We start from the raw sequence: 19,542 nt of genomic DNA, 5'->3' as shown, positions 1-19,542 counted from the left end.
GTTGATGATGGTGGTTTACCACAGTCGATTGAAGTCATTGGTAAAGGCAATCACCATGACCCCGATCAACATCACTATACCAATCTGTACACCGATCATCTGTGCGCGTTCCGACAAGGGTCGGCCACGCACGATTTCGACGAGATAATACAGGATGTGGCCGCCGTCCAACACCGGGATCGGCAACAAATTCAATATGCCCAGGCTGATACTGAGCAGAGCCAGAAAGCTGAGAAAGGGTACCAGCCCGAAGCCGGCCGAATCACCCGCGACCTGTGCAATGGACACCGGCCCGCTGAGATTCTGCACCGAGGCCTGTCCGGTCAGCATCTTGCCCAGAAAGCCCAGCGTCATGCTGATGGTATCACCGGTTTCCTGCACGGCGGCGCCGACCGCTGACAGCGGGCCATGACGCACGGTGCGGAAATACTGGCTGGTATCCATGGGCGTGGCATAGACGCCCACCCGACCCACTGCAGCGCCATCAGGCTCGGTATCCGCCTGCGGGGTAACGACGATGGCCAGTTGCTGACCACTGCGCTCCACCTGCAGTTCGGTCTCCGTGCCCGGACGCTGCTGAATATGCTGCACCCAGTCAATCCAGGTGGCGACTTCGTTGCCGTCAACGGCCAGTATGCGGTCGCCGCTCTGCAGTCCGGCCTGCGCCGCCGGACCGTCGGCCAGGATATCGCCCAGTACGGGCGGCCGATCGGGCTGCCAGAAAGTCAGACCAAGTTCGCCGACCGGGTCCGGGTCCTGCACCCGGGACAGCCAGCGTTCGACCGGATGGGATACCTGATACTGCTGACCACTGTCGGTGGCCAGCGTCAGTTCGATTTCACCGGTAGTGCCGAGCCGATTCAGCAGGGCCAGATGGACCTCGCGCCAGTCGGCCACGCTCTGCCCGTTCACGGCCTGAATTTCGGCGGGTTCGGCCGGCCAGTCGCTCCAGGCGGAGTCGGCAGCATCCACCGGGGCCACCCAGGGACGCGCCACCGAGGTACCGAGCAGGGCAATCAGCCAGAAGGCAAACACCGCAAAGATGAAATTGGCAGCCGGGCCGGCGGCGGCAATGGCAATACGCCGCCCGGGAGGCTGCTGGTTGTGCGCACGGGGTCGATCTTCGGGGGCGACATCACCTTCGCGTTCGTCCAGCATCTTCACATAGCCGCCCAGCGGAATGGGGGCGACCGAGAACTCGGTGCCATCCCGATTTTTCCAGCCAAACAGCGGTTTGCCGAAGCCGATGGAAAAGCGCAGGACCTTGACGCCACACCAGCGCGCTACCCAGTAGTGCCCCGCTTCGTGCACCCCAATCAGGATGGTCAGCGTAAACAGGAAAACCAGTATGGTCGTCAGCATCGGTAAGCCTCACTCAACCGCATTAATCAGGGTACGCGCCGACTGCCGAGCCTGCTCATCCATGGCCAGCAGCGAGGGCAGATCCCGCACCGCCACTGCCGCCACCTGATCCAGCACCGCAGCATTGATGCGGGGAATATCCATAAACCCGATGCGGTGCTCCAGAAAAGCCGCTACGGCTTCCTCGTTGGCGGCATTCAATATGGCCGGTGCCGTCTCGCCCGCCTCAAAGGCCTCGGCCGCCAGGCGCAGGCAGGGAAAGCGGTCCATATCCGGGGCTTCAAACGTCAGCGCCTGCAGAGTGGAAAAATCCAGCGGTTGCACGCCGGCATCTATCCGCTCCGGCCAGGCCAGACCATAGGCGATGGGCGTGCGCATGTCCGGCTCACCCAACTGGGCCAGCACCGAGCCATCGGCGTATCTGACCATAGAATGAATGACACTCTGCGGATGCACCACCACTTCGATGTCAGAGGGCCGTAAATCAAACAGCCAGCAAGCTTCGATCAGTTCCAGCCCCTTGTTCATCAGGGTGGCCGAGTCTACCGATATCTTGCGTCCCATGGACCAGTTGGGGTGTGCACAGGCCTGTTCCGGGGTGACGGCCTGCAGTTCGGCTGCACTCAGGGTACGGCAGGGACCGCCGGAAGCGGTCAGCAGCACCGAGGTCACGCCGGCCCGGTCGTCCGTAGCGGCCGGCAGACACTGAAAGATGGCATTGTGTTCGCTGTCGATGGGCAGCAGTGTTGCCCCACCGGCCCTGACCGCCTGCATCAACAGGGCGCCCCCGACCACCAGGCTCTCCTTGTTGGCCAGCAACAGCGTCTTGCCGGCCTGGGCTGCTGCCAGCGTGGGGGCCAGACCGGCAGCACCCACTATGGCCGCCATGACAATATCGCACTCGGGCAGCGCCGCAACCCGCTGCAGGGCTTCCGGACCGGCCAGAACTTCGGTGTGCGGACTGAGCAATGAGAGCGCTGCGGTCAGTTGAATGGCCGCCTGCTGATCAGGCACCACGGCATAGACCGGGCGATGGGTGGCACACTGCTGCGCCAGCCGGGTCAGATTGCTGTGCCCGCTGAGCGCCAGCACCTGATAGCGTTCCGGGTGCCGGCTGATGACATCCAGGGTACTGCAGCCAACGCTGCCGGTAGCACCCAGGACGGTGACACGACGCAGGGTCGCCATAGGTTACCCCTGCCCCAGTTGCAGCGCTGGCCAGAAATAGACAAAGGCCGCGAACACGGGCGCTGCCGCACACATGCTGTCGATCCGGTCCATGATGCCGCCGTGGCCCGGCAGCAGTTGCCCGCTGTCCTTCAGGCCCCGGTGACGCTTGACCATGCTTTCCACCAGATCGCCAACCACGGAGATGGACACCACGGTACCGGCAAACACGGCCAGTATCAGATAGTCCAGCGCGCTCCAGGCTGACAGGTCACTGAACAGCGCCAGCAGTACCAGGGCCAGCACGGCAGCGCCGACCAGCCCGCCCAGCACGCCTTCCCAGGTCTTGCCCGGGCTCACATTCGGCGCCAGTTTGTGGCGCCCGAACCGACGGCCCGTATAGTAGGCCCCCACGTCGGCGCCCCAGACCAGCAGCATCAGCAGGGTGATCAGCAGCCGGGAGTCATCCGCACGCACTATCCAGTAGAAACCGATCCACATCGACAGCAGGATAAGGACACCCATCAGCAGCCTGACCTGTGGTTGCGACCACAGGCTGACCGATGCCGGGTAGCGCCGCACCAGCAAGGTGCCGAGCAGCCACCAGGCACTGGCCAGCACGAGTACTGCGGCTGCCGGCAGGATGTCCTTCCTGAGCCCCAGATAGAGGCCCAGCAGCAACACGGCGATCAGCGCCTGATAAGCCAGCCGCTGCCAGGTGGCGCTGAAGCCGGACAGATCAGCCCACTCCCAGGCCCCCAGGACGGCGATCACACCAATAAAGAGCGCAAACCACGTCAGCGGCAACAGGTAGATGCCGGCCAGCATGACCGGGATCAGTACAAGCGCCGTTTTGACGCGATCATTCAGCAGCATAGTGTTTGAGTTCCACAGCGGTGGGTTCTGATTCTCGCCCGCCAAACCGTCGCTGGCGGCGGGCATAATCGGCAAAGGCAGTGTACAGGGCATCGGCATCAAAGTCCGGCCACAGCACCGGGGAGAAGTGCAGCTCGGCATAGGCCAGCTGCCACAGCATGAAGTTGCTCAGGCGCTGTTCGCCCGCCGTGCGGATGCAGAGATCCGGCGGCGGCAGGTCGCTCAGGGCCAGATACTCGGCCAGCATGCTCTCGGTGATCTGGCTGGCACGCAACTGTCCGGCTTCAACCTCGCCGGCCAGCCGCCGGGCGGCCTGGGTGATATCCCACTGGCCGCCATAATTGGCGGCGACCACGATCAGCATGCCGGTATTACCACGGGTCAGGTGTTCGGCCCGCTCGATGGCGTCCTGAATGGCCGGTGCAAAGCCGGACCGATCACCGATGATGCGCAGTCGCAGGTTGTTCTTGACCAACTTGTAGATTTCCCTGGTCAGGGCCCAGGAAAACAGCTCCATCAGGCCCTTCACCTCTTCTTCGGGCCGACGCCAGTTCTCGCTGCTGAACGCATAGAGCGACAGCACCTGAACTCCGGCACGAGCAGCATGCTCCACCGTGGTACGCAAGGATCGGACTCCGGCCTTGTGACCGGCAACGCCACCCAGCCTGCGCTCACGCGCCCACCTGTTGTTGCCATCCATGATGATGGCCAGGTGCTGGGGCACCTTGCCCAGGTGGGAAAAATCCGGCATTGAGTTGACCTCGTTTCTCTGTGACCCGGCCGCCCTTCAACCCGCGACGACCCAGCCCGACAGCAGCTCCAACCTGGCACCGGAGGCTGCCGCCGGGCTCAGTTTCAGACCTTCAGCAGGTCAGCTTCCTTGACTTCCAGATGCGCGTCAACTTCGGCAATGTACTTGTCGGTCAGCTTCTGGATCTGATCTTCGCCACTGCGCGCATCGTCTTCGGTGATTTCCTTGTCCCGCAGCAGATCCTTGATCATGCTGTTGGCATCACGGCGCGCATTGCGCACGGAGATACGACCATTCTCCGCCTCATGGCGGGCCTGGCGCACAAATTCCTTGCGCGTTTCCTCGGTCAGCATCGGCATGGCAACGCGGATGTTGTTGCCCGCCGTGGACGGATTCAGGCCCAGATCGGATTTCATGATGGCCTTCTCAACCGCCGGCACCATGGAAGGCTCCCAGGGTACGATGCTGAGCGTTCGGCCATCTTCCACCGAAATGTTGGCGACCTGGTTCAGCGGCGTTTCCGCGCCATAGTAATCGACCAGGACCCCGTCCAGAATGGAGGGGTGTGCACGGCCGGTACGAATTTTCTTGAATGCCTGCTCCAGTGCTGCAACGGCGTTGCGCATGGACTCTTCAGCATCCTTTTTGATGTCTTCAATCATTCTCAGTGTCCTCAACAATCAACGTGCCTTCATTTTCGCCGACCACCAGTCGTACCAGGGAACCGTGCTGATTCATGTCGAATACACGCACGGGCATGTTCTGATCGCGCACCAGGCAGATGGCCGTCAGGTCCATTACGCCCAGTTGTTTGTCCAGTACCTCACTGTAGGTGAGTACATCGTACTTGCGCGCTTCCGGGTCCTTCTTGGGATCGGCCGTGTAGACACCGTCGACATTGGTAGCTTTCAGGACGATGTCCGCATCGATCTCGATACCGCGCAGACAGGCTGCGGAATCGGTAGTAAAAAACGGGTTGCCGGTACCGGCAGAGAATATCACCACATCGGACTGATTCAGATACCTGACCGCCGTGCGCCGATCATAGTGCTCCACGATACCGCTCATCGGGATGGCACTCATGACACGGGTGCGGATATTGGCCCGCTCCAGAGCATCACGCATGGCCAGTGCATTCATCACCGTGGCCAGCATCCCCATGTGGTCACCGGTGACACGGTCCAGGCCTGCCGCACTGAGTTCCTGCCCGCGAAACAGGTTGCCGCCACCGATGACCAGCCCCACCTGTACACCGATACCCACGAGCTGCCCGATTTCCAGTGCCATGCGGTCCAGCACCTTGGGATCGATACCGAAGCCCTTGCTGCCGGCAAGCGCCTCACCACTGAGCTTGAGCAGGATACGCTTGTAGCGCGAAGAACTTTCTTTACTCGGCATAAAGACCTCGTGGGGAATCAGGTGGGGGGATGTTACAACAGGGCGCGGGCACTGTCAGCGGGCAATCACGCACCCTGGCAACCGACCCCGCAGGACGCGGGGTCGGCCGTATGGCCTTGCGGGGACCGGCTCAGCGGTTGAGACCAGCCTGCGCAGCCACTTCAGCGGCAAAATCGACTTCTTCCTTCTCGATGCCTTCACCGACTTCGAAACGTACGAAGTTGACCACCTGTGCACCGGCTTTCTTGGCCAGATCACCGACCTTGACGTCCGGGTCCTTGACGAACGGCTGCTCGACCAGGCTCACCTCGGACAGGAACTTGTTGATACGGCCCTGCACCATCTTCTCGATGATCTCGGCCGGCTTGCCCGAGGCCTCGGACTGTGCCCGCACCACTTCCTTCTCGCGCTCCAGCACTTCGGCAGGCACGGAGTCGGGTGCCACGTACTGCGGATTGATCGCTGCCACGTGCATGGCGATATCACGCGCCAGATCGGCATTGCCGCCCTGCAGCTGTACCAGTACACCGATACGACCGCCGTGGATGTAGCCATCCACCACGGCACCCTCACCACCGTCTACCACGGCGGTGCGACGCACAGAGATGTTCTCGCCGATTTTCTGTACCAGCGCTTCACGGGTGGACTCCAGGTCACCGGCCATCAGGGCCGCGACGTCAGTCTGACGATCCGCAAAGGCCTTGTCGGCCACGGTGTCGACAAAACCCAGGAAGTTCTCGTCACGGGCCACGAAGTCGGTCTCGCAGTTGACTTCGAGAATCAGACCGGACTGGCCGTTTTCGGCCACGCGGATGGCGGCCACGCCTTCAGCGGCGGTACGACCTGCCTTCTTGGCGGCTTTCAGACCACTGCTCTTGCGCAGGTTGTCGATGGCCACCTCGATCTCACCACCGGCTTCGACGAGTGCCTTCTTGCACTCCATCATGCCCAGGCCGGTGCGTTCACGCAGTTCCTTGACCAGTCCTGCTGTTACATTTGCCATGAGTTGCTACCTCGAAAAAAGATTGGGATTCAGATGGAAGGGCGGCCTGTTGCAGGCCGCCAGTATCATCGGGCGTCGTCAGGACGACCCGAGGGTGCAGATCACGACTTTTCAGTCGTGGTCTCTGCAGGCGCTTCCGCCTCTTCCACTTCCACGAATTCGTCCGGAGAGCCAGCGGCACTGGCACGACCGCGGGCGACAGCGTCAGCCACAGCGGTGACATAGATCTCGATGGCGCGGATGGCGTCATCGTTACCGGGAATGACGAAATCCACACCATCCGGGTTGCTGTTGGTATCGACGATACCGATAACCGGAATACCGAGCTTGTTGGCCTCGGTAATGGCGATGCGCTCATGGTCGACATCGATCACGAACAGGGCATCGGGCAGACCGCCCATTTCCTTGATACCACCGATGGAACGCTCGAGCTTGTCCATCTCGCGCTCGCGCATCAGGTGCTCTTTCTTGGTCAGCTTGTCCAGCGTGCCATCGTTTTGCTGGGCTTCCAGGTCACGCAGGCGACGGATGGACTGACGGATGGTCTTGTAGTTGGTCAGCATGCCGCCGAGCCAGCGGTGGGACACATAGGGCATGCTGATGCGCTGTGCTTCACGCTTGATGATATCGGCAGCGGCACGCTTGGTACCGACAAACAGAATCTTGCGCTTCTGGGCACCCAGGTTCTCGACATACTGCAGCGCTTCATTGAACGCGGGCAGTGTCTTTTCCAGATTCACAATGTGGATCTTGTTGCGGGCACCGAAGATGTATTCTTTCATCTTCGGGTTCCAGAAACGGGCCTGGTGGCCGAAGTGTACGCCTGCCTTGAGCAGGTCACGCATGGTGACTGACATAAATTGCCTCATTTTCAATTTGGGTTAGGCCTCCGGTCTGACCTGACACCTCCAACTGCCCGCAATCCGCAGATTCTCGAGCAGCACCCGGCGATGCGTGTTGTCAGACCGTGTGTATTTACTCCAGCGTCCGGGCCGACGGGTCGGCACACAGCGATGGAGCGCGCGGTTTATACCACAGAGTGCATTTTCAGGCAACCGGAAGCGGTCGACCCTCGCAGTCAGGTGCAAAAAACACTAAACTGGCGTCCTCAGTCTCAGGAAGCATCTGCAGTCAATGGGTAAAGAGAGCATCAGTATCAAGAGCGCCGAAGACATCGAAAAAATGCGCGTCGCCGGCCGTCTGGCCGCCGAAGTGCTGGAAATGATCGGCGACTATGTCGAGGCCGGCATCAGTACCGGCGAGCTGGATCGCATCTGCCACGATCATATCGTGAACAAGCAGAAAGCCATTCCGGCGCCGCTGAACTACAAGGGTTTTCCCAAGTCGATCTGCACCAGTGTCAATCATGTGATCTGCCACGGTATTCCGGACGACAACAAGATTCTCAAGAAGGGTGACATCCTCAACATCGACGTCACCGTCATCAAGGATGGCTATCACGGTGACACCAGCAAGATGTTTGTGGTCGGGCCGCCCAAGCCGCATATAGAGCGCCTGATCCGGGTCACGCAGGAATGCATGTACAAGGGCATTGAACAGGCCCTGCCCGGCAAGCATATTGGTGACATCGGGCATGTGATTCAGCAGCACGCCGAGAGCAACCATTATTCGGTGGTGCGCGAATACTGCGGCCACGGCATCGGCACCGTGTTCCACGAGGACCCGCAGATTCTGCATTATGGCCGTCCCGGCACCGGTACCGAGATTGTCGAAGGCATGACCTTCACTGTCGAACCGATGATCAATGCCGGCAAGCGACACAACAAGCTGCTGCCGGATGGCTGGACTGTGGTCACCCGGGACCGCAAGCTGTCTGCCCAGTGGGAACACACCATACTGGTGACCTCTGATGGACCGGAAGTGCTCACCCGACGCAGTGACGAAACGTTACCTTTTTAACAGGTCGGACCTCCATCATGACGCTGGCACCAGAAGTCAACGACTCGATCCTGGATGAAACGGCCATCAGCGCCGCCCTCAATCAGCAGCCCATGGATATCGGGGCGCTGAAGCAGGCCCTCGAACAGACCCGGGAAGCCCAGTACCGGCGCTTTCGCAGCGGCGAGTTCGTGGCCGACCTGGTGCGCGACCGCACCCGTGCCATCGACGCCCTGCTGCACCGGCTCTGGCACCACTTCGACTGGCCTCGGCAGGCCGCTCTGGTCGCCGTCGGCGGCTATGGGCGCGGCGAACTGCTGCCCCATTCCGACATCGATCTGCTGCTGCTGTTTCGCACCGAGCAGGACATCGAAGCCCATGTGGAGTCCGTGCAGGCCTTTATCACCCTGCTGTGGGATCTCAACCTCGACATCGGCCACAGCGTGCGCACCCTGGATGCCTGTATCGACGAGGCCACCGAAGACCTGACCATTGTCACCAACCTGCTGGAAGCCCGCCTGCTGGAAGGTGACCAGAGCCTGTTCGATGCTATGCAGGCGGCCACCGATGCGGCCCATATCTGGCCCAGCGCCAGCTTCTTCAAGGCCAAGATGAACGAACAGGTGCACCGCTACGAGAAATACGGTGACACGGCCTACAACCTCGAACCCAACATCAAGTCCTCGCCCGGCGGCCTGCGCGACATCCAGACCATTGGCTGGGTGGTCAAGCGCCACTTCGGTGATGATCGGCTGGAAGAGCTGGTCTCGCGCGGCTTTCTGACCCAGAACGAATTCCAGACCCTGATCGACGGCCAGAACTATCTGTGGCGCATCCGCTATGCGCTGCATCTGCTGGCCGGGCGCGAGGAAGATCGCCTGCTGTTTGACCTGCAGAAGGCCGTTGCCGAACTGTTCGGGTTCCGCGACAGCGAAGAGGCGCTGGGCGTTGAACAACTGATGAAGACCTATTACCGCACGGTCTTCCACCTGCGGGAACTCAATGAAATGCTGTTGCAGCATTTCGAAGAAGCCCTGCTGAGTCAGGATAAGGATACCGAACCGCGCCGCCTCAACAACCGCTTTCAGGTACGCAACAACTATCTGGAGATGACTTCGCCGGAGGTCTTTCAGCGCACCCCGTCGGCACTTATGGAGGTCTTTGTACTGCTGGCCGAGAACCCGGAGCTCAAGGGCATTCGCGCCAGTACCATTCGCAGCATCTTCGCACACCGCCATCTGATCGACCCCGCCTTTCGCAATGACATTCGCAACAGTTCCTTCTTTATCGAACTGATGCGCTCGCCGCAGGGGGTGTCGACCAACCTGCGGCGCATGAACCGCTATGGAGTACTGGGTCTGTACCTGCCCGAGTTCGGCGATGTCATCGGCCAGATGCAGTTCGACCTGTTCCATGTCTACACCGTGGATGCCCACAGCCTGAAAACCGTGCAGAACCTGCGCCGGTTCCGACACCGGGCCAACCTGGTGGAGTTTCCGCTGGCCTGTCGCATCATCCATCTGCTGCCCAAGGTGGATCTGCTCTATATTGCCGGGCTCTTCCACGACCTGGGCAAGGGCAAGGGCGGCGACCACTCCGAAATCGGCGCCGAACTGGCCCACCAGTTCTGTCATCGCCACCGCCTGCCCGACTGGGACACTGATCTGGTGGTCTGGCTGGTGGAGAATCACCTGCTGATGTCGCTCACCGCGCAACGGGAAGACGTGTCCGACCCGGATGTCATCCACCGTTTCACCGAAAAGGTGCAGGACCTGGTGCATCTGGACTATCTCTACGTACTGACGGTGGCCGATATCCATGCCACCAACCCGAGCCTCTGGAACAGTTGGCGGGCGGCACTGCTGAAACAGCTCTACACCGAGTCCAAGCTGGCCCTGCGCCGGGGTCTGGAAAACCCGGTGGGCAAGGAAGAACGTATCGAGGACACCAAGCGCAAGGCGATCAGCATCCTGGCGGCCGACGGCTATGCCGAAGACGAGATACGCGGTTTCTGGAAGAACCCGGGTGACGACTATTTCCTGCGCGAAACCGCCGAGAACATTGCCTGGCACACCAAGGCCATCTGTCAGCAGGGCGAAGGCGTGCCGCTGGTGCTGGTACAGGAACTGAACGAAGGGGCGTTCGAGTCCGCCACCCAGATCTTCATCTACGGGCCGGACCGGATCAATCTGTTTGCCGATATTGCCTATGTGATGGACCAGTTGCAGCTCAACATCCATGACGCCCGCATCATGACATCGCCTTCTTCCGGCTACAGTCTGGATACCTTTATCGTACTGGAGGAAGACGACAGCCCGATAGACATGCGCGATACCGAACGTCTGCGCGACATCCAGCACCGGCTGCTGATGGCCGTGGCCGAGCCGCCCGAGCGCAAGCCGAGCACGCGGCGCGTGCCGCGCACACTGAAGCATTTCAATATTCCGACCCGGGTGACGCTGTCCAATGACCTGCTCAACGAGCGCACCATTGTTGAAGTCATTACCACGGACCGACCCGGCCTGCTGGCACTGATCGGCGAGGTGTTCATCGACATCGGGGTCTACCTGCAGAGCGCCCGCATTTCGACCCTGGGCGAGCGGGTGGAAGACGTCTTCTTTGTCGTGGATGCCGACAACCGGCCACTGCAGGACGGCGAACTGAGTGAGCGCCTGCGTGCTGAACTGACACGCAAGCTGAATGAACTGACGGAGCAGACTCATGCATGAACACTTTGGTCGGCTGCAGCCCTATCCGTTCGAGCGCCTGAAAGCTCTCAAGGCCGAGGTCACACCGAACCCGGACCTGGACCCGATTGCGCTGTCCATCGGTGAGCCCAAGCACACGGCGCCCGAATTCGTGCGCCAGGCGCTGATCGAGGCATTGGACGACATCGAGGTCTACCCCACCACCGGCGGCAGTGCAGAGCTGAAAAATGCCATCGGGCGCTGGCTCAGCCATCGCTTCGGTCTGCCACCGCTGGACGCTGACGCCCATGTACTGCCCGTCAACGGCACCCGCGAGGCCATCTTCGCCTTTGTGCAGGCCGTGTTCGATCGCAGCCAGGCCGCTGAACGGCCCTATGTCGTCATGCCCAACCCCTTCTATCAGATCTATGAAGGCGCCACCTTCCTGGCCGGCGGCGAGCCCTTGCTGCTGCCCTGTCTGCCCGCGCAGCACTTCAACCCGGACTACCGCGCCGTGCCGGATTCGGTCTGGGCACGCACCCAGATTCTGTTCCTCTGTTCACCCGGCAACCCGACCGGTGCCGTGGTGCCCATGGATGTGCTGGATTATCTGCTCGACAAGGCCGCCGAGCATGATTTCATCATTGCCAGCGATGAGTGCTATTCGGAGATCTACTTCACCGAGCGCGAACGCCCGGTCGGCCTGCTGGAGGCCTGTGCGCATCGGGGCGATGCGACCTATCGGCGGGCCATGGTCTTCCACAGCCTGTCCAAACGTTCCAACCTGCCCGGCCTGCGTTCCGGCTTTGTCGCCGGTGATGCGAACCTGATTCGCCCGTTTCTGCGCTATCGTACCTATCAGGGCGGTGCCATGCCGCTGCAGGTGCAGAAAGCCAGTGCCCTCGCCTGGTCGGAAGAAAACCATGTGGAGCTGAACCGTACCGCCTACCGGGAAAAGTTCCGCCGCGTACTGGCGGTGCTGGAAGATGTGCTGGACGTAAGCATGCCGGATGCGGGGTTTTATCTCTGGGCCGGCACCCCCATATCGGATGAAGACTTCGCGCGCAGACTCTATGAACAGGCCCATGTCACCGTACTGCCGGGCTCCTACGTCGGCCGCGAAGTGGATGGCATCAACCCGGGCGCAGGTCGCGTGCGCATGGCTCTGGTCGCCCCGCTGGGCGAGTGTCTGGAAGCGGCCGAGCGCATCCGCGACTTCTGCAAAAGCCTGTAGACGGCGACCCGAACAAGGCGCAAGGAATACACTGTGACTGATTACACGATTTACGGTATCCGCAACTGTGACACCATGAAGAAGGCCATGCGCTGGCTGACCGATCGCGGTGTCGAGTTCGAACTGCATGATTACAAGAAGGCCGGCATCGACGAAGCCCTACTTGTGGCCTGGCTGGAACAGGTTGGCTCCGAGGTACTGGTCAACCGGCGCGGCACCACCTGGCGGCGTCTTTCCGAGGCCGACAAACAGGCCTGCGACAGTGACGACCACAGCCGGATAGCGGCGGTACTGGCCGCCAACACCTCGGTCATCAAGCGCCCGGTCATGCCCGCAGGGGAGCACCTGCTGGTCGGCTTCCACGCCGACGACTGGGCCGCCGTACTTTGAATTTCCCTTTCATCAATTTCTGCAAGCAGGAGACAGCATGACCTTTGCAATCGGCCTCGGGTCGGTAACCCGCAACAGTGACAAGAAGATCATCGAAGCCTGGTTTCCGGAACCGCTGCTGTCGGCCCCGAAGAGCCTGCAGGAACGCCTGCAGGAGATGGGTTATCAGGGTGGCAATGAAGTGCTGGAGCTGCGCAGCTCGGCGCTGCACACCATCACCCAGACCATGAGCGCTGCTGGCCATGAAGTGACCGCCCAGTTCGCGGCGCGCGGCGTGGCCTTTGATGCCGACCTGGTGCTGGTGGTACTGGCCACCGATGTGGCGCCGCAGTCAGTGGCCGAGGCCTTTTTGAAACTGCATCTGATCTCGCATCGTCTGGTACGCCCGCACGGCACCGACCTGAGCGGCATGTTCGGTCTGCTGCACAATATCGCCTGGACCAATCAGGGCCCGATCGACCTGCCCGACCTGCCCGAGCGCCGCATGGCCGCTCGCCTGGCCGGCGAGACCCTGAGTGTTGACTGCGTCGACAAGTTCCCCAAGATGGCAGACTATGTAGTGCCCAGTGGCGTGCGCATTGCAGACACGGCACGGGTGCGCCTGGGGGCCCATGTGGGTGCAGGCACCACCGTCATGCATGAAGGCTTTATCAACTTCAATGCCGGCACCCTGGGCAAGGGCATGATCGAAGGCCGCATTTCTGCCGGTGTCGTCGTCGGTGACGGCTCTGATCTGGGTGGCGGCTGCTCGACCATGGGCACCCTGTCCGGCGGCGGCGACATCATCATCTCGGTGGGCGAAAACTGCCTGCTGGGCGCCAATGCCGGGGTCGGCATTCCACTGGGTGACCGCTGCACGGTCGAATCCGGCCTGTACATCACGGCCGGCACCAAGGTGCAGATGCTGGACGAGAACAGACAACCGGTGGAAACCGTCAAGGCGCGCGACCTGGCTGGCAAGTCCGACCTGCTGTTCCGCCGCAACTCGACCAATGGCCAGGTGGAATGTCTGACCAACAAGAGTGCCGTGGCACTGAACGACGAACTGCACGCCAACAACTGAACATCGGACCACCGCAGGCCGAAAGCGGCCTGCGGATCGACAACGGAGATACACCTGTATGAATTTCAAACAGACTGCACAGGCGGATTTCAACGATGCCGCCAATGTTGTCATCGCCTTTGTGGGCAAGGAAGACGCTGCCCTGAGCCCGCTGCCCAAGGACCTGGCCGCCCAGGTGCGCACCTGGCGTGAACAACAGTGGATCAGCACCAAGGATGGCACCGTGACACCCTTGCTGCGGCCCGAAGGCGCCCAGATCATGCTGGTGGGCACCGGCGACTCGCTGTCTCTGAGCGAGAATCAACTGAAGAAGGTGGCGGCAGCGCTGGCACAGGTGGTCAAGCAGTCACGCCGGACCTCGGTCACCGTGTTGCTGAGCGGCCTCAAGGTCAAGGACCGCACTCAGGACTGGCTGGCCGCACACCTGGTGGAGTGGACCCTGACCAGCACCTACAGCTATGACACCACCAAGTCCGAGAAAAACCCCGAATACACCACGGAACACTTCCTGCTTGCCGCCGAAGGCGAACTGGCCGCGTCCATCCGGCACGGCAAGGCCGTGGCACATGGCGTGAACGTGGCCCGCGAGCTGGGCAACCTGCCGCCCAACATCTGCACGCCGACCTATCTGGCCGAGCAGGCGCAGAGCCTGGCCGACCACTACGAGCAGGTGCAGACCGATATTCTGGAAGAAGCCGAAATGGAAAAAATGGGCATGGGCGCTTTCATGGCCGTGTCAAAGGGCAGCGACCAACCCGGCAAGATGATCATCATGCACTACAAGGGTGCCGGTGATGACGTCAAGCCGCATGTCCTGGTCGGCAAGGGCCTGACCTTCGACACCGGAGGTATCAGCCTGAAACCGGCCCAGAACATGGACGAGATGAAATACGACATGTGCGGCGCCGCGTCCGTTTTCGGCACCATCTCCACGCTGGCCGAGCTGCAGCCGAAGATCAATGTGGTAGCCATTGTGGCGGCTGCCGAGAACATGCCTTCGGCCCGTGCAACCCGCCCGGGCGACGTGGTGACCAGCCTGTCCGGCAAGACAGTCGAGATTCTCAATACCGACGCCGAAGGCCGCCTGGTGCTGTGTGACGCCCTGACCTATGCCGAGCGCTTCGAACCGCAGAGCGTGGTCAACATGGCCACCCTGACCGGCGCCATCGTGATCGGCCTGGGCCACCATCCGATCGGCCTGTACAGCAACGACGACAGCCTGCAACAGGACCTGGTCGCTGCCGGCCAGCAGGCCTGGGACCGCGCCTGGCCCATGCCGCTGTGGGACGACTACCGCGAAGAAATGGAATCACCCTATGCCGACCTGCGCAATATCGGCCAGGGTCGCGCCGGGGGCTCCATCACGGCCGCCATCTACCTGTCCGAGTTCACCCGCAACTACAAGTGGGCCCACCTGGACATCGCCGGCGCCGCCTGGACCAGCGCCAAGACCGGTGCAACCGGGCGTCCGGTCGGCCTGCTGACCGAGTACCTGCTCGGCAAGACAGCTGCCTAGCAGGCCTCCAGACGCGCGTAGACATCGCCGGAGGAATAGCCTCCGGCGCCACGCGCCAGCCAGCCCAGCAGGTCCTCCGGGGCCTGCCAGGCTCCGAACAGAAAGCGCCGCCCTTCCCCCGGCACCACATTGTACCGATAGCGACTTGGTTCCGGCGCTTGCGCCAGCAGCGCTTCCAATCGCTTCACACAGCGCTCGGTGTCATCCAGACTGCCCGCCACAAACTCGATCGACAGGGCCGGCAATGGCTGTGACACCCCCTGCAGCACAGCCTCTTCATACCCTTCCACATCGATCTTGCAGAAATCGGGCAGTCCATGCTCGCGAATCAGCTCATCCAGGGTGATTACGGGCACTTCGATGCGCTCTTCCCAGCGTACGCGGCTGAAAGTCTCGTTGGCTGCACCAATGCCCCGACGCCAGCTCGTCGCCAGCGTCGATACCGTCGGCGTGGCCTGACTGATGGCCAGTTCGGCACGACCGGATTCGGCGCCTATGGCGGCAGCGCAGATGGTCACCCCGGGCCGGAGGCCTTCCAGGCGCAGCAGCCAGGCGCGCAGGTGCGGCTGGGGTTCACAGGCCACCACGCGGCAGCCCAGACTGGAAAAAGCACGCGTGCGATCACCCAGATGCGCCCCGACATCAAACGCCAGCCCGCCGCTGCGTACAAAAGGTTTGTAAAGACGGCGCAGCCCGCGCTGTCGAAACGGATGCCGGTAAATGATCAGCGAACGCAGCAGGCCTGCCGAACGCCGCAGCCAGCCCGGGGTCAGGGATAGATTGCTCATGCGCAAAGCATAGTGAATACCGCGCCGGATTGACATGCCGGGCTCGATTGCGCCTCGGCGGGCCATTTGACGCACAAAATGCAGCAGGTTAGTCTCTTTTGGCTATGTCGTAGTAGAAGCCCTGGCAGGGCTGCTTCGATCCAAAAAACAGATAGATGGAGATTTCCTGTGCGTCATTTTACCCCCTTGTTTGCTGCGCTTGCCCTGATGCTGGCAGCGGTAGCAGCTTCTGCCACCGATCTTGACAGTGATGTCATCGACCGCTGGGCCGACTCCATGGACGAGATTGAAGTCTGGGCCCAGGAAAACGAAATGTCCGACGCCGACATGACGGACCCGGATGACCCCACCAATCTGGAAGCCTCCATGTCCATGGCCGTGAGCCAGAACCCGAGCATGCAGGATATCATTGAAGACTATGGCTTCAACGATGGTGATGCCTGGGCCAGCACTGGCGCCCGCATCGTCAATGCTTACGGTGCCGTGGTGATGGAAGAAGACCCGCAGGCCGGTTCCTATGAAGAAATGCAGCAGCAGATGCAGGCCCAGCTGGAACAGCTCGAGTCTGATCCGAACATCAACGAGCAGCAGCTCGAGATGATTCGGGAGCAGGCCAGTGGCGCCATGGCCATGATGGAACGCATGGCCAGTGCCCCGGAAGCTGACAAGGACGTAGTGCGCAACAACCGCGGTCGTCTGGACCAACTGTTCGAGCAATAAGCCCGAGCGCCTTCGAGCTTCACCTGCAACGCACAAAAACCCGGCACAGCCGGGTTTTTTGTACCCGCAACAGCCTATTCAAGACACTTTTTCGCCACTGTTATGGAATAGACACGACCTTTTGCGGTATTGTCTCGCCCATTGTGGCCACAGCCGTCGGCTGGCCCCTGAATCGATTCAGAGCACAGAAAGGTTAACTCACATGACAGAACGACCCAGTTCACTGGACAAGGACATGCTGCTGCAGTGCGGCTACGGCGACATGTTCGGTCCGGGCAATGCTCAGCTTCCGGTCAAGGAAATGCTGATGCTGGACCGTATCACTCATATTTCCGAGGGGTCCGGCGACTACGGCAAGGGCCAGATCATTGCCGAGCTGGATATCAATCCGGACCTGTGGTTCTTTGCCTGTCACTTCCCCGGCGACCCCGTCATGCCCGGCTGCCTGGGCCTGGATGCCATGTGGCAGCTGGTCGGTTTCTTCCTGGGCTGGAAAGGCAACCCGGGTCGTGGCCGCGCTCTGGGTTCGGGTGAAGTCAAGTTCACCGGCCAGGTACTGCCGGACAACAAGCTGGTCCGCTACAATATCCAGATGAAACGGGTGATCGAGCGCAAGCTGGTCATGGGTATTGCCGACGGCACGGTCGAAGTCGACGGCAAAGTCATTTATACCGCAAAAGATCTGCGGGTCGGGCTCTTTTCGTCCGGCCAGATGGAGGGCTGATATGCGTCGTGTAGTAGTCACCGGAATGGGTATTGCGTCCTGCCTCGGCAATGACCTTGAGGCCGTGACAGACAGTCTGCGTCAGATGAAATCCGGCATCCGCCGGGTAGAAGCTTACGCAGAAATGGGTATGCGCAGTCATATTGCGGGGCAGACCGATCTGGACCTGCAGGAACATATTGACCGCAAGACCCTGCGTTTCATGGGCGATGCAGCAGCCTACGCCTACTACAGCCTGGCGCAGGCCATCGCGCAGGCCGGACTGTCCGAAGCCGAATACTCCAGCCCCCGGGTGGGCCTGATCGCCGGTTCCGGCGGTGCGTCTTCAGCCAATCAGGTAGACGCCGCCGACGCCCTGCGGGAAAAAGGCCTGAAGCGGGTCGGCCCCTATCGGGTAACCCAGACCATGGGCAGCACCGTATCGGCCTGTCTGGCCACGCCCTTCAAGATCAAGGGCATCAATTACTCCATCACTTCTGCCTGTGCAACCAGCGCGCACTGTATCGGCAATGCCATGGAGCAGATCCAGCTCGGCAAGCAGGACATCGTATTTGCCGGCGGCGGCGAGGAAGAGCACTGGACCCTGTCCTGCCTGTTCGATGCCATGGGCGCCCTGTCGACCAAGTACAACGACACGCCCGAGAAAGCCTCCCGCCCCTATGATGCCGACCGTGACGGCTTTGTGATCGCCGGCGGCGGCGGCATGCTGGTACTGGAAGAGCTGGAACACGCCAGGGCCCGAGGCGCCAACATCATCGCCGAGCTGGTCGGTTATGGCGCAACCTCGGATGGCTACAACATGGTGGCCCCGAGCGGCGAGGGCGCAGTGCGCTGCATGCAGCAGGCCATGAGCACCGTTGACGGCGACATCGACTACATCAATGCGCACGGTACCAGCACCCCGGCCGGAGACACGGCTGAACTGGGCGCGGTGAAAGAAGCCTTCGCCGGCAAGGCGGTACCGCTGGTGGCGTCCACCAAGTCACTGACCGGCCATTCGCTGGGTGCAACCGGCGTGCAGGAGGCCATCTACTCGCTGCTGATGCTGCAGAACAACTTCATAGCCGGCTCGGCCAATGTCGACACCCTCGACCCGGCAGCCGAAGGCTGCAACATCCTGACCGAAACCCGCGAAGGGGTGACGCTGAATCGCGTCATGTCGAACAGCTTCGGTTTCGGCGGCACCAACTCGACGCTGGTCTTCCAGCGTTATTCCGGTAACTAGAAGCAGTGCTGTGAGCTGGACATATGACGGTCGCCAGTAGACGGTCGACAGTAGACAGTAACCGTCTGGTTGCAGCAGACGCACAACAGTCCAAGCTGCGCTCTGTAGAGATGCTGGCTGATTCCCTGCTGGCCCGGCACCTGCCGGGCTGGCAGTTTGCCTTCAATCGGCAGCGCCGCACACTGGGGCTCTGTCGTTACCGCGAGCGCCGCATCGAACTCTCCCGCCATCACGCAGCGGCCGGCAACATGGCCCAGGCCCGCGCCACCCTGCTGCACGAGATCGCCCACGCGCTTGCCGGGCCGGGTACCGGTCACGGCCCGAAGTGGCGTCGCATCATGCACGAACTGGGTGAAACGCCCGAGGTTACGGCGCGCCCCGACTATGCCCTGAACGACTATCGCTGGGCCCTGGTCCGCCGGAACGGCGATACCCTGCACTGGATCACCGGACGCTACAGAAAACCACGCCAATGCGCCCATCTGGCCCTGCGCGGCCAGCCCGATACTCTGGGCACGGTGTATTACTGCGCCTACGAGGATTTTCTGGCCTGGTCGGAGGGCACTCTGGCCCTGCACCAACTCCACCTTCAACAGTAGGAGGCCAGCCCCTGGCCGATATATCGCTCGCGGGGCGAGCTCCTACAGCAAGACCGACCGTAGGAGGCCAGCCCCTGGCCGATATATCGCTCGCGGGGCGAGCTCCTACAGCAAGACCGACCGTAGGAGGCCAGCCCCTG

General features: G+C 61.5%; 19 protein-coding genes. 10 read left to right on the top strand and 9 right to left on the bottom strand.

Going from position 1 to position 19,542, the window contains the following annotated elements; translation table 11 throughout:
• Window positions 1–15: 15 nt before the first annotated feature.
• The 8 genes from rseP to rpsB all read right to left on the bottom strand — a co-directional run bounded on the left by rseP (window position 16) and on the right by rpsB (window position 7,414).
• Window positions 16–1,362 carry an RIP metalloprotease RseP gene (rseP, locus tag E4656_RS01485; RefSeq protein ID WP_135480538.1) on the bottom strand — a complete coding sequence of 449 codons (1,347 nt, stop codon included), beginning with the start codon at window positions 1,360–1,362 and terminating at the stop codon, window positions 16–18.
• Window positions 1,363–1,371: 9 nt separating this feature from the next.
• Window positions 1,372–2,550, bottom strand: coding sequence for a 1-deoxy-D-xylulose-5-phosphate reductoisomerase (ispC, locus tag E4656_RS01480; protein ID WP_135480536.1), 1,179 nt, complete (start codon window positions 2,548–2,550; stop codon window positions 1,372–1,374).
• Between the two features lie 3 nt (window positions 2,551–2,553).
• Entirely contained in the window at window positions 2,554–3,405 is an 852-nt protein-coding gene (locus E4656_RS01475; protein WP_338089984.1) for a phosphatidate cytidylyltransferase, read from the bottom strand.
• Window positions 3,392–4,156, bottom strand: a complete 765-nt coding sequence (gene uppS / locus E4656_RS01470) for a polyprenyl diphosphate synthase (protein ID WP_135480534.1) — start codon at window positions 4,154–4,156, stop codon at window positions 3,392–3,394. The genes E4656_RS01475 and uppS overlap by 14 nt, the downstream gene beginning before the upstream one ends.
• 104 nt (window positions 4,157–4,260) lie before the next feature.
• Complete coding sequence (frr, locus tag E4656_RS01465; protein WP_135480532.1) at window positions 4,261–4,818, bottom strand: ribosome recycling factor; 558 nt, start codon at window positions 4,816–4,818, stop codon at window positions 4,261–4,263.
• On the bottom strand, window positions 4,811–5,554 hold the full coding sequence (gene pyrH, locus E4656_RS01460; protein WP_135480530.1) for a UMP kinase: 744 nt from the start codon (window positions 5,552–5,554) through the stop codon (window positions 4,811–4,813). Before pyrH ends, frr begins: the two co-directional genes overlap by 8 nt.
• Window positions 5,555–5,684: 130 nt before the next feature.
• Complete coding sequence (tsf, locus tag E4656_RS01455) at window positions 5,685–6,557, bottom strand: translation elongation factor Ts (protein ID WP_135480528.1); 873 nt, start codon at window positions 6,555–6,557, stop codon at window positions 5,685–5,687.
• A gap of 101 nt (window positions 6,558–6,658) precedes the next feature.
• Complete coding sequence (rpsB, locus tag E4656_RS01450; RefSeq protein WP_135480526.1) at window positions 6,659–7,414, bottom strand: 30S ribosomal protein S2; 756 nt, start codon at window positions 7,412–7,414, stop codon at window positions 6,659–6,661.
• Window positions 7,415–7,691: 277 nt separating this feature from the next.
• On the opposite strand from rpsB, the gene map reads away from it, so the two are divergent.
• Genes map through E4656_RS01420 form a run of 6 tightly spaced genes read left to right on the top strand, consistent with a single transcriptional unit; the run spans window position 7,692 to window position 15,346 of the window.
• The gene (gene map, locus E4656_RS01445; protein ID WP_135480524.1) at window positions 7,692–8,477 is read left to right on the top strand and encodes a type I methionyl aminopeptidase; all 786 of its coding nucleotides are present in this window, start codon (window positions 7,692–7,694) and stop codon (window positions 8,475–8,477) included.
• 17 nt (window positions 8,478–8,494) lie between these two features.
• Window positions 8,495–11,185: a [protein-PII] uridylyltransferase gene (gene glnD, locus E4656_RS01440; protein ID WP_135480522.1), complete on the top strand. Its 2,691-nt coding sequence runs from the start codon at window positions 8,495–8,497 to the stop codon at window positions 11,183–11,185.
• Entirely contained in the window at window positions 11,178–12,377 is a 1,200-nt protein-coding gene (dapC, locus tag E4656_RS01435; protein WP_135480520.1) for a succinyldiaminopimelate transaminase, read from the top strand. The genes glnD and dapC overlap by 8 nt, the downstream gene beginning before the upstream one ends.
• Before the next feature lie 33 nt (window positions 12,378–12,410).
• Complete coding sequence (locus E4656_RS01430) at window positions 12,411–12,767, top strand: Spx/MgsR family RNA polymerase-binding regulatory protein (protein ID WP_240753877.1); 357 nt, start codon at window positions 12,411–12,413, stop codon at window positions 12,765–12,767.
• A 37-nt stretch (window positions 12,768–12,804) separates the two neighbouring features.
• Window positions 12,805–13,830, top strand: a complete 1,026-nt coding sequence (gene dapD, locus E4656_RS01425; protein WP_135480518.1) for a 2,3,4,5-tetrahydropyridine-2,6-dicarboxylate N-succinyltransferase — start codon at window positions 12,805–12,807, stop codon at window positions 13,828–13,830.
• 58 nt (window positions 13,831–13,888) lie between these two features.
• On the top strand, window positions 13,889–15,346 hold the full coding sequence (locus E4656_RS01420) for a leucyl aminopeptidase (RefSeq protein ID WP_135480516.1): 1,458 nt from the start codon (window positions 13,889–13,891) through the stop codon (window positions 15,344–15,346).
• Here E4656_RS01420 and E4656_RS01415 read toward each other — a convergent pair.
• The gene (locus E4656_RS01415) at window positions 15,343–16,134 is read right to left on the bottom strand and encodes an FkbM family methyltransferase (protein WP_135480514.1); all 792 of its coding nucleotides are present in this window, start codon (window positions 16,132–16,134) and stop codon (window positions 15,343–15,345) included. The two genes, E4656_RS01420 and E4656_RS01415, sit on opposite strands and share 4 nt — an antisense overlap.
• A 168-nt stretch (window positions 16,135–16,302) precedes the next feature.
• Here E4656_RS01415 and E4656_RS01410 point away from each other — a divergent pair, with 168 nt between their 5' ends.
• The 4 genes from E4656_RS01410 (at window position 16,303) to E4656_RS01395 (ending at window position 19,402) form a co-directional block, all read left to right on the top strand.
• Window positions 16,303–16,854: a hypothetical protein gene (locus tag E4656_RS01410; RefSeq protein WP_135480512.1), complete on the top strand. Its 552-nt coding sequence runs from the start codon at window positions 16,303–16,305 to the stop codon at window positions 16,852–16,854.
• Window positions 16,855–17,056: 202 nt separating this feature from the next.
• Complete coding sequence (fabA, locus tag E4656_RS01405; RefSeq protein ID WP_135480510.1) at window positions 17,057–17,578, top strand: 3-hydroxyacyl-[acyl-carrier-protein] dehydratase FabA; 522 nt, start codon at window positions 17,057–17,059, stop codon at window positions 17,576–17,578.
• Window position 17,579: 1 nt separating this feature from the next.
• On the top strand, window positions 17,580–18,803 hold the full coding sequence (fabB, locus tag E4656_RS01400) for a beta-ketoacyl-ACP synthase I (protein ID WP_135480508.1): 1,224 nt from the start codon (window positions 17,580–17,582) through the stop codon (window positions 18,801–18,803).
• Window positions 18,804–18,826: 23 nt separating this feature from the next.
• The gene (locus E4656_RS01395) at window positions 18,827–19,402 is read left to right on the top strand and encodes a SprT-like domain-containing protein (RefSeq protein WP_135480506.1); all 576 of its coding nucleotides are present in this window, start codon (window positions 18,827–18,829) and stop codon (window positions 19,400–19,402) included.
• The last annotated feature ends 140 nt before the right edge of the window (window positions 19,403–19,542 follow it).

Origin of the sequence: Natronospirillum operosum (assembly GCF_004768465.1) — a bacterium.
GTDB lineage: Bacteria > Pseudomonadota > Gammaproteobacteria > Pseudomonadales > Natronospirillaceae > Natronospirillum > Natronospirillum operosum.
This window is presented reverse-complemented; position numbering and strand designations above follow the sequence as displayed.

What these genes read in the sequence shown, in the direction of transcription:
- map (WP_135480524.1), top strand. Translation starts at nt 7,692, where the DNA reads ATGGGTAAAGAGAGCATCAGTATCAAGAGCGCCGAAGACATCGAAAAA.
- E4656_RS01395 (WP_135480506.1), top strand. Translation starts at nt 18,827, where the DNA reads ATGACGGTCGCCAGTAGACGGTCGACAGTAGACAGTAACCGTCTGGTT.
- rseP (WP_135480538.1), bottom strand. Translation starts at nt 1,362, where the DNA reads ATGCTGACGACCATACTGGTTTTCCTGTTTACGCTGACCATCCTGATT.
- frr (WP_135480532.1), bottom strand. Translation starts at nt 4,818, where the DNA reads ATGATTGAAGACATCAAAAAGGATGCTGAAGAGTCCATGCGCAACGCC.
- tsf (WP_135480528.1), bottom strand. Translation starts at nt 6,557, where the DNA reads ATGGCAAATGTAACAGCAGGACTGGTCAAGGAACTGCGTGAACGCACC.
- ispC (WP_135480536.1), bottom strand. Translation starts at nt 2,550, where the DNA reads ATGGCGACCCTGCGTCGTGTCACCGTCCTGGGTGCTACCGGCAGCGTT.
- dapC (WP_135480520.1), top strand. Translation starts at nt 11,178, where the DNA reads ATGCATGAACACTTTGGTCGGCTGCAGCCCTATCCGTTCGAGCGCCTG.
- dapD (WP_135480518.1), top strand. Translation starts at nt 12,805, where the DNA reads ATGACCTTTGCAATCGGCCTCGGGTCGGTAACCCGCAACAGTGACAAG.
- E4656_RS01420 (WP_135480516.1), top strand. Translation starts at nt 13,889, where the DNA reads ATGAATTTCAAACAGACTGCACAGGCGGATTTCAACGATGCCGCCAAT.
- pyrH (WP_135480530.1), bottom strand. Translation starts at nt 5,554, where the DNA reads ATGCCGAGTAAAGAAAGTTCTTCGCGCTACAAGCGTATCCTGCTCAAG.
- uppS (WP_135480534.1), bottom strand. Translation starts at nt 4,156, where the DNA reads ATGCCGGATTTTTCCCACCTGGGCAAGGTGCCCCAGCACCTGGCCATC.
- E4656_RS01475 (WP_338089984.1), bottom strand. Translation starts at nt 3,405, where the DNA reads ATGCTGCTGAATGATCGCGTCAAAACGGCGCTTGTACTGATCCCGGTC.
- fabA (WP_135480510.1), top strand. Translation starts at nt 17,057, where the DNA reads ATGACAGAACGACCCAGTTCACTGGACAAGGACATGCTGCTGCAGTGC.
- rpsB (WP_135480526.1), bottom strand. Translation starts at nt 7,414, where the DNA reads ATGTCAGTCACCATGCGTGACCTGCTCAAGGCAGGCGTACACTTCGGC.
- fabB (WP_135480508.1), top strand. Translation starts at nt 17,580, where the DNA reads ATGCGTCGTGTAGTAGTCACCGGAATGGGTATTGCGTCCTGCCTCGGC.
- E4656_RS01415 (WP_135480514.1), bottom strand. Translation starts at nt 16,134, where the DNA reads ATGAGCAATCTATCCCTGACCCCGGGCTGGCTGCGGCGTTCGGCAGGC.
- glnD (WP_135480522.1), top strand. Translation starts at nt 8,495, where the DNA reads ATGACGCTGGCACCAGAAGTCAACGACTCGATCCTGGATGAAACGGCC.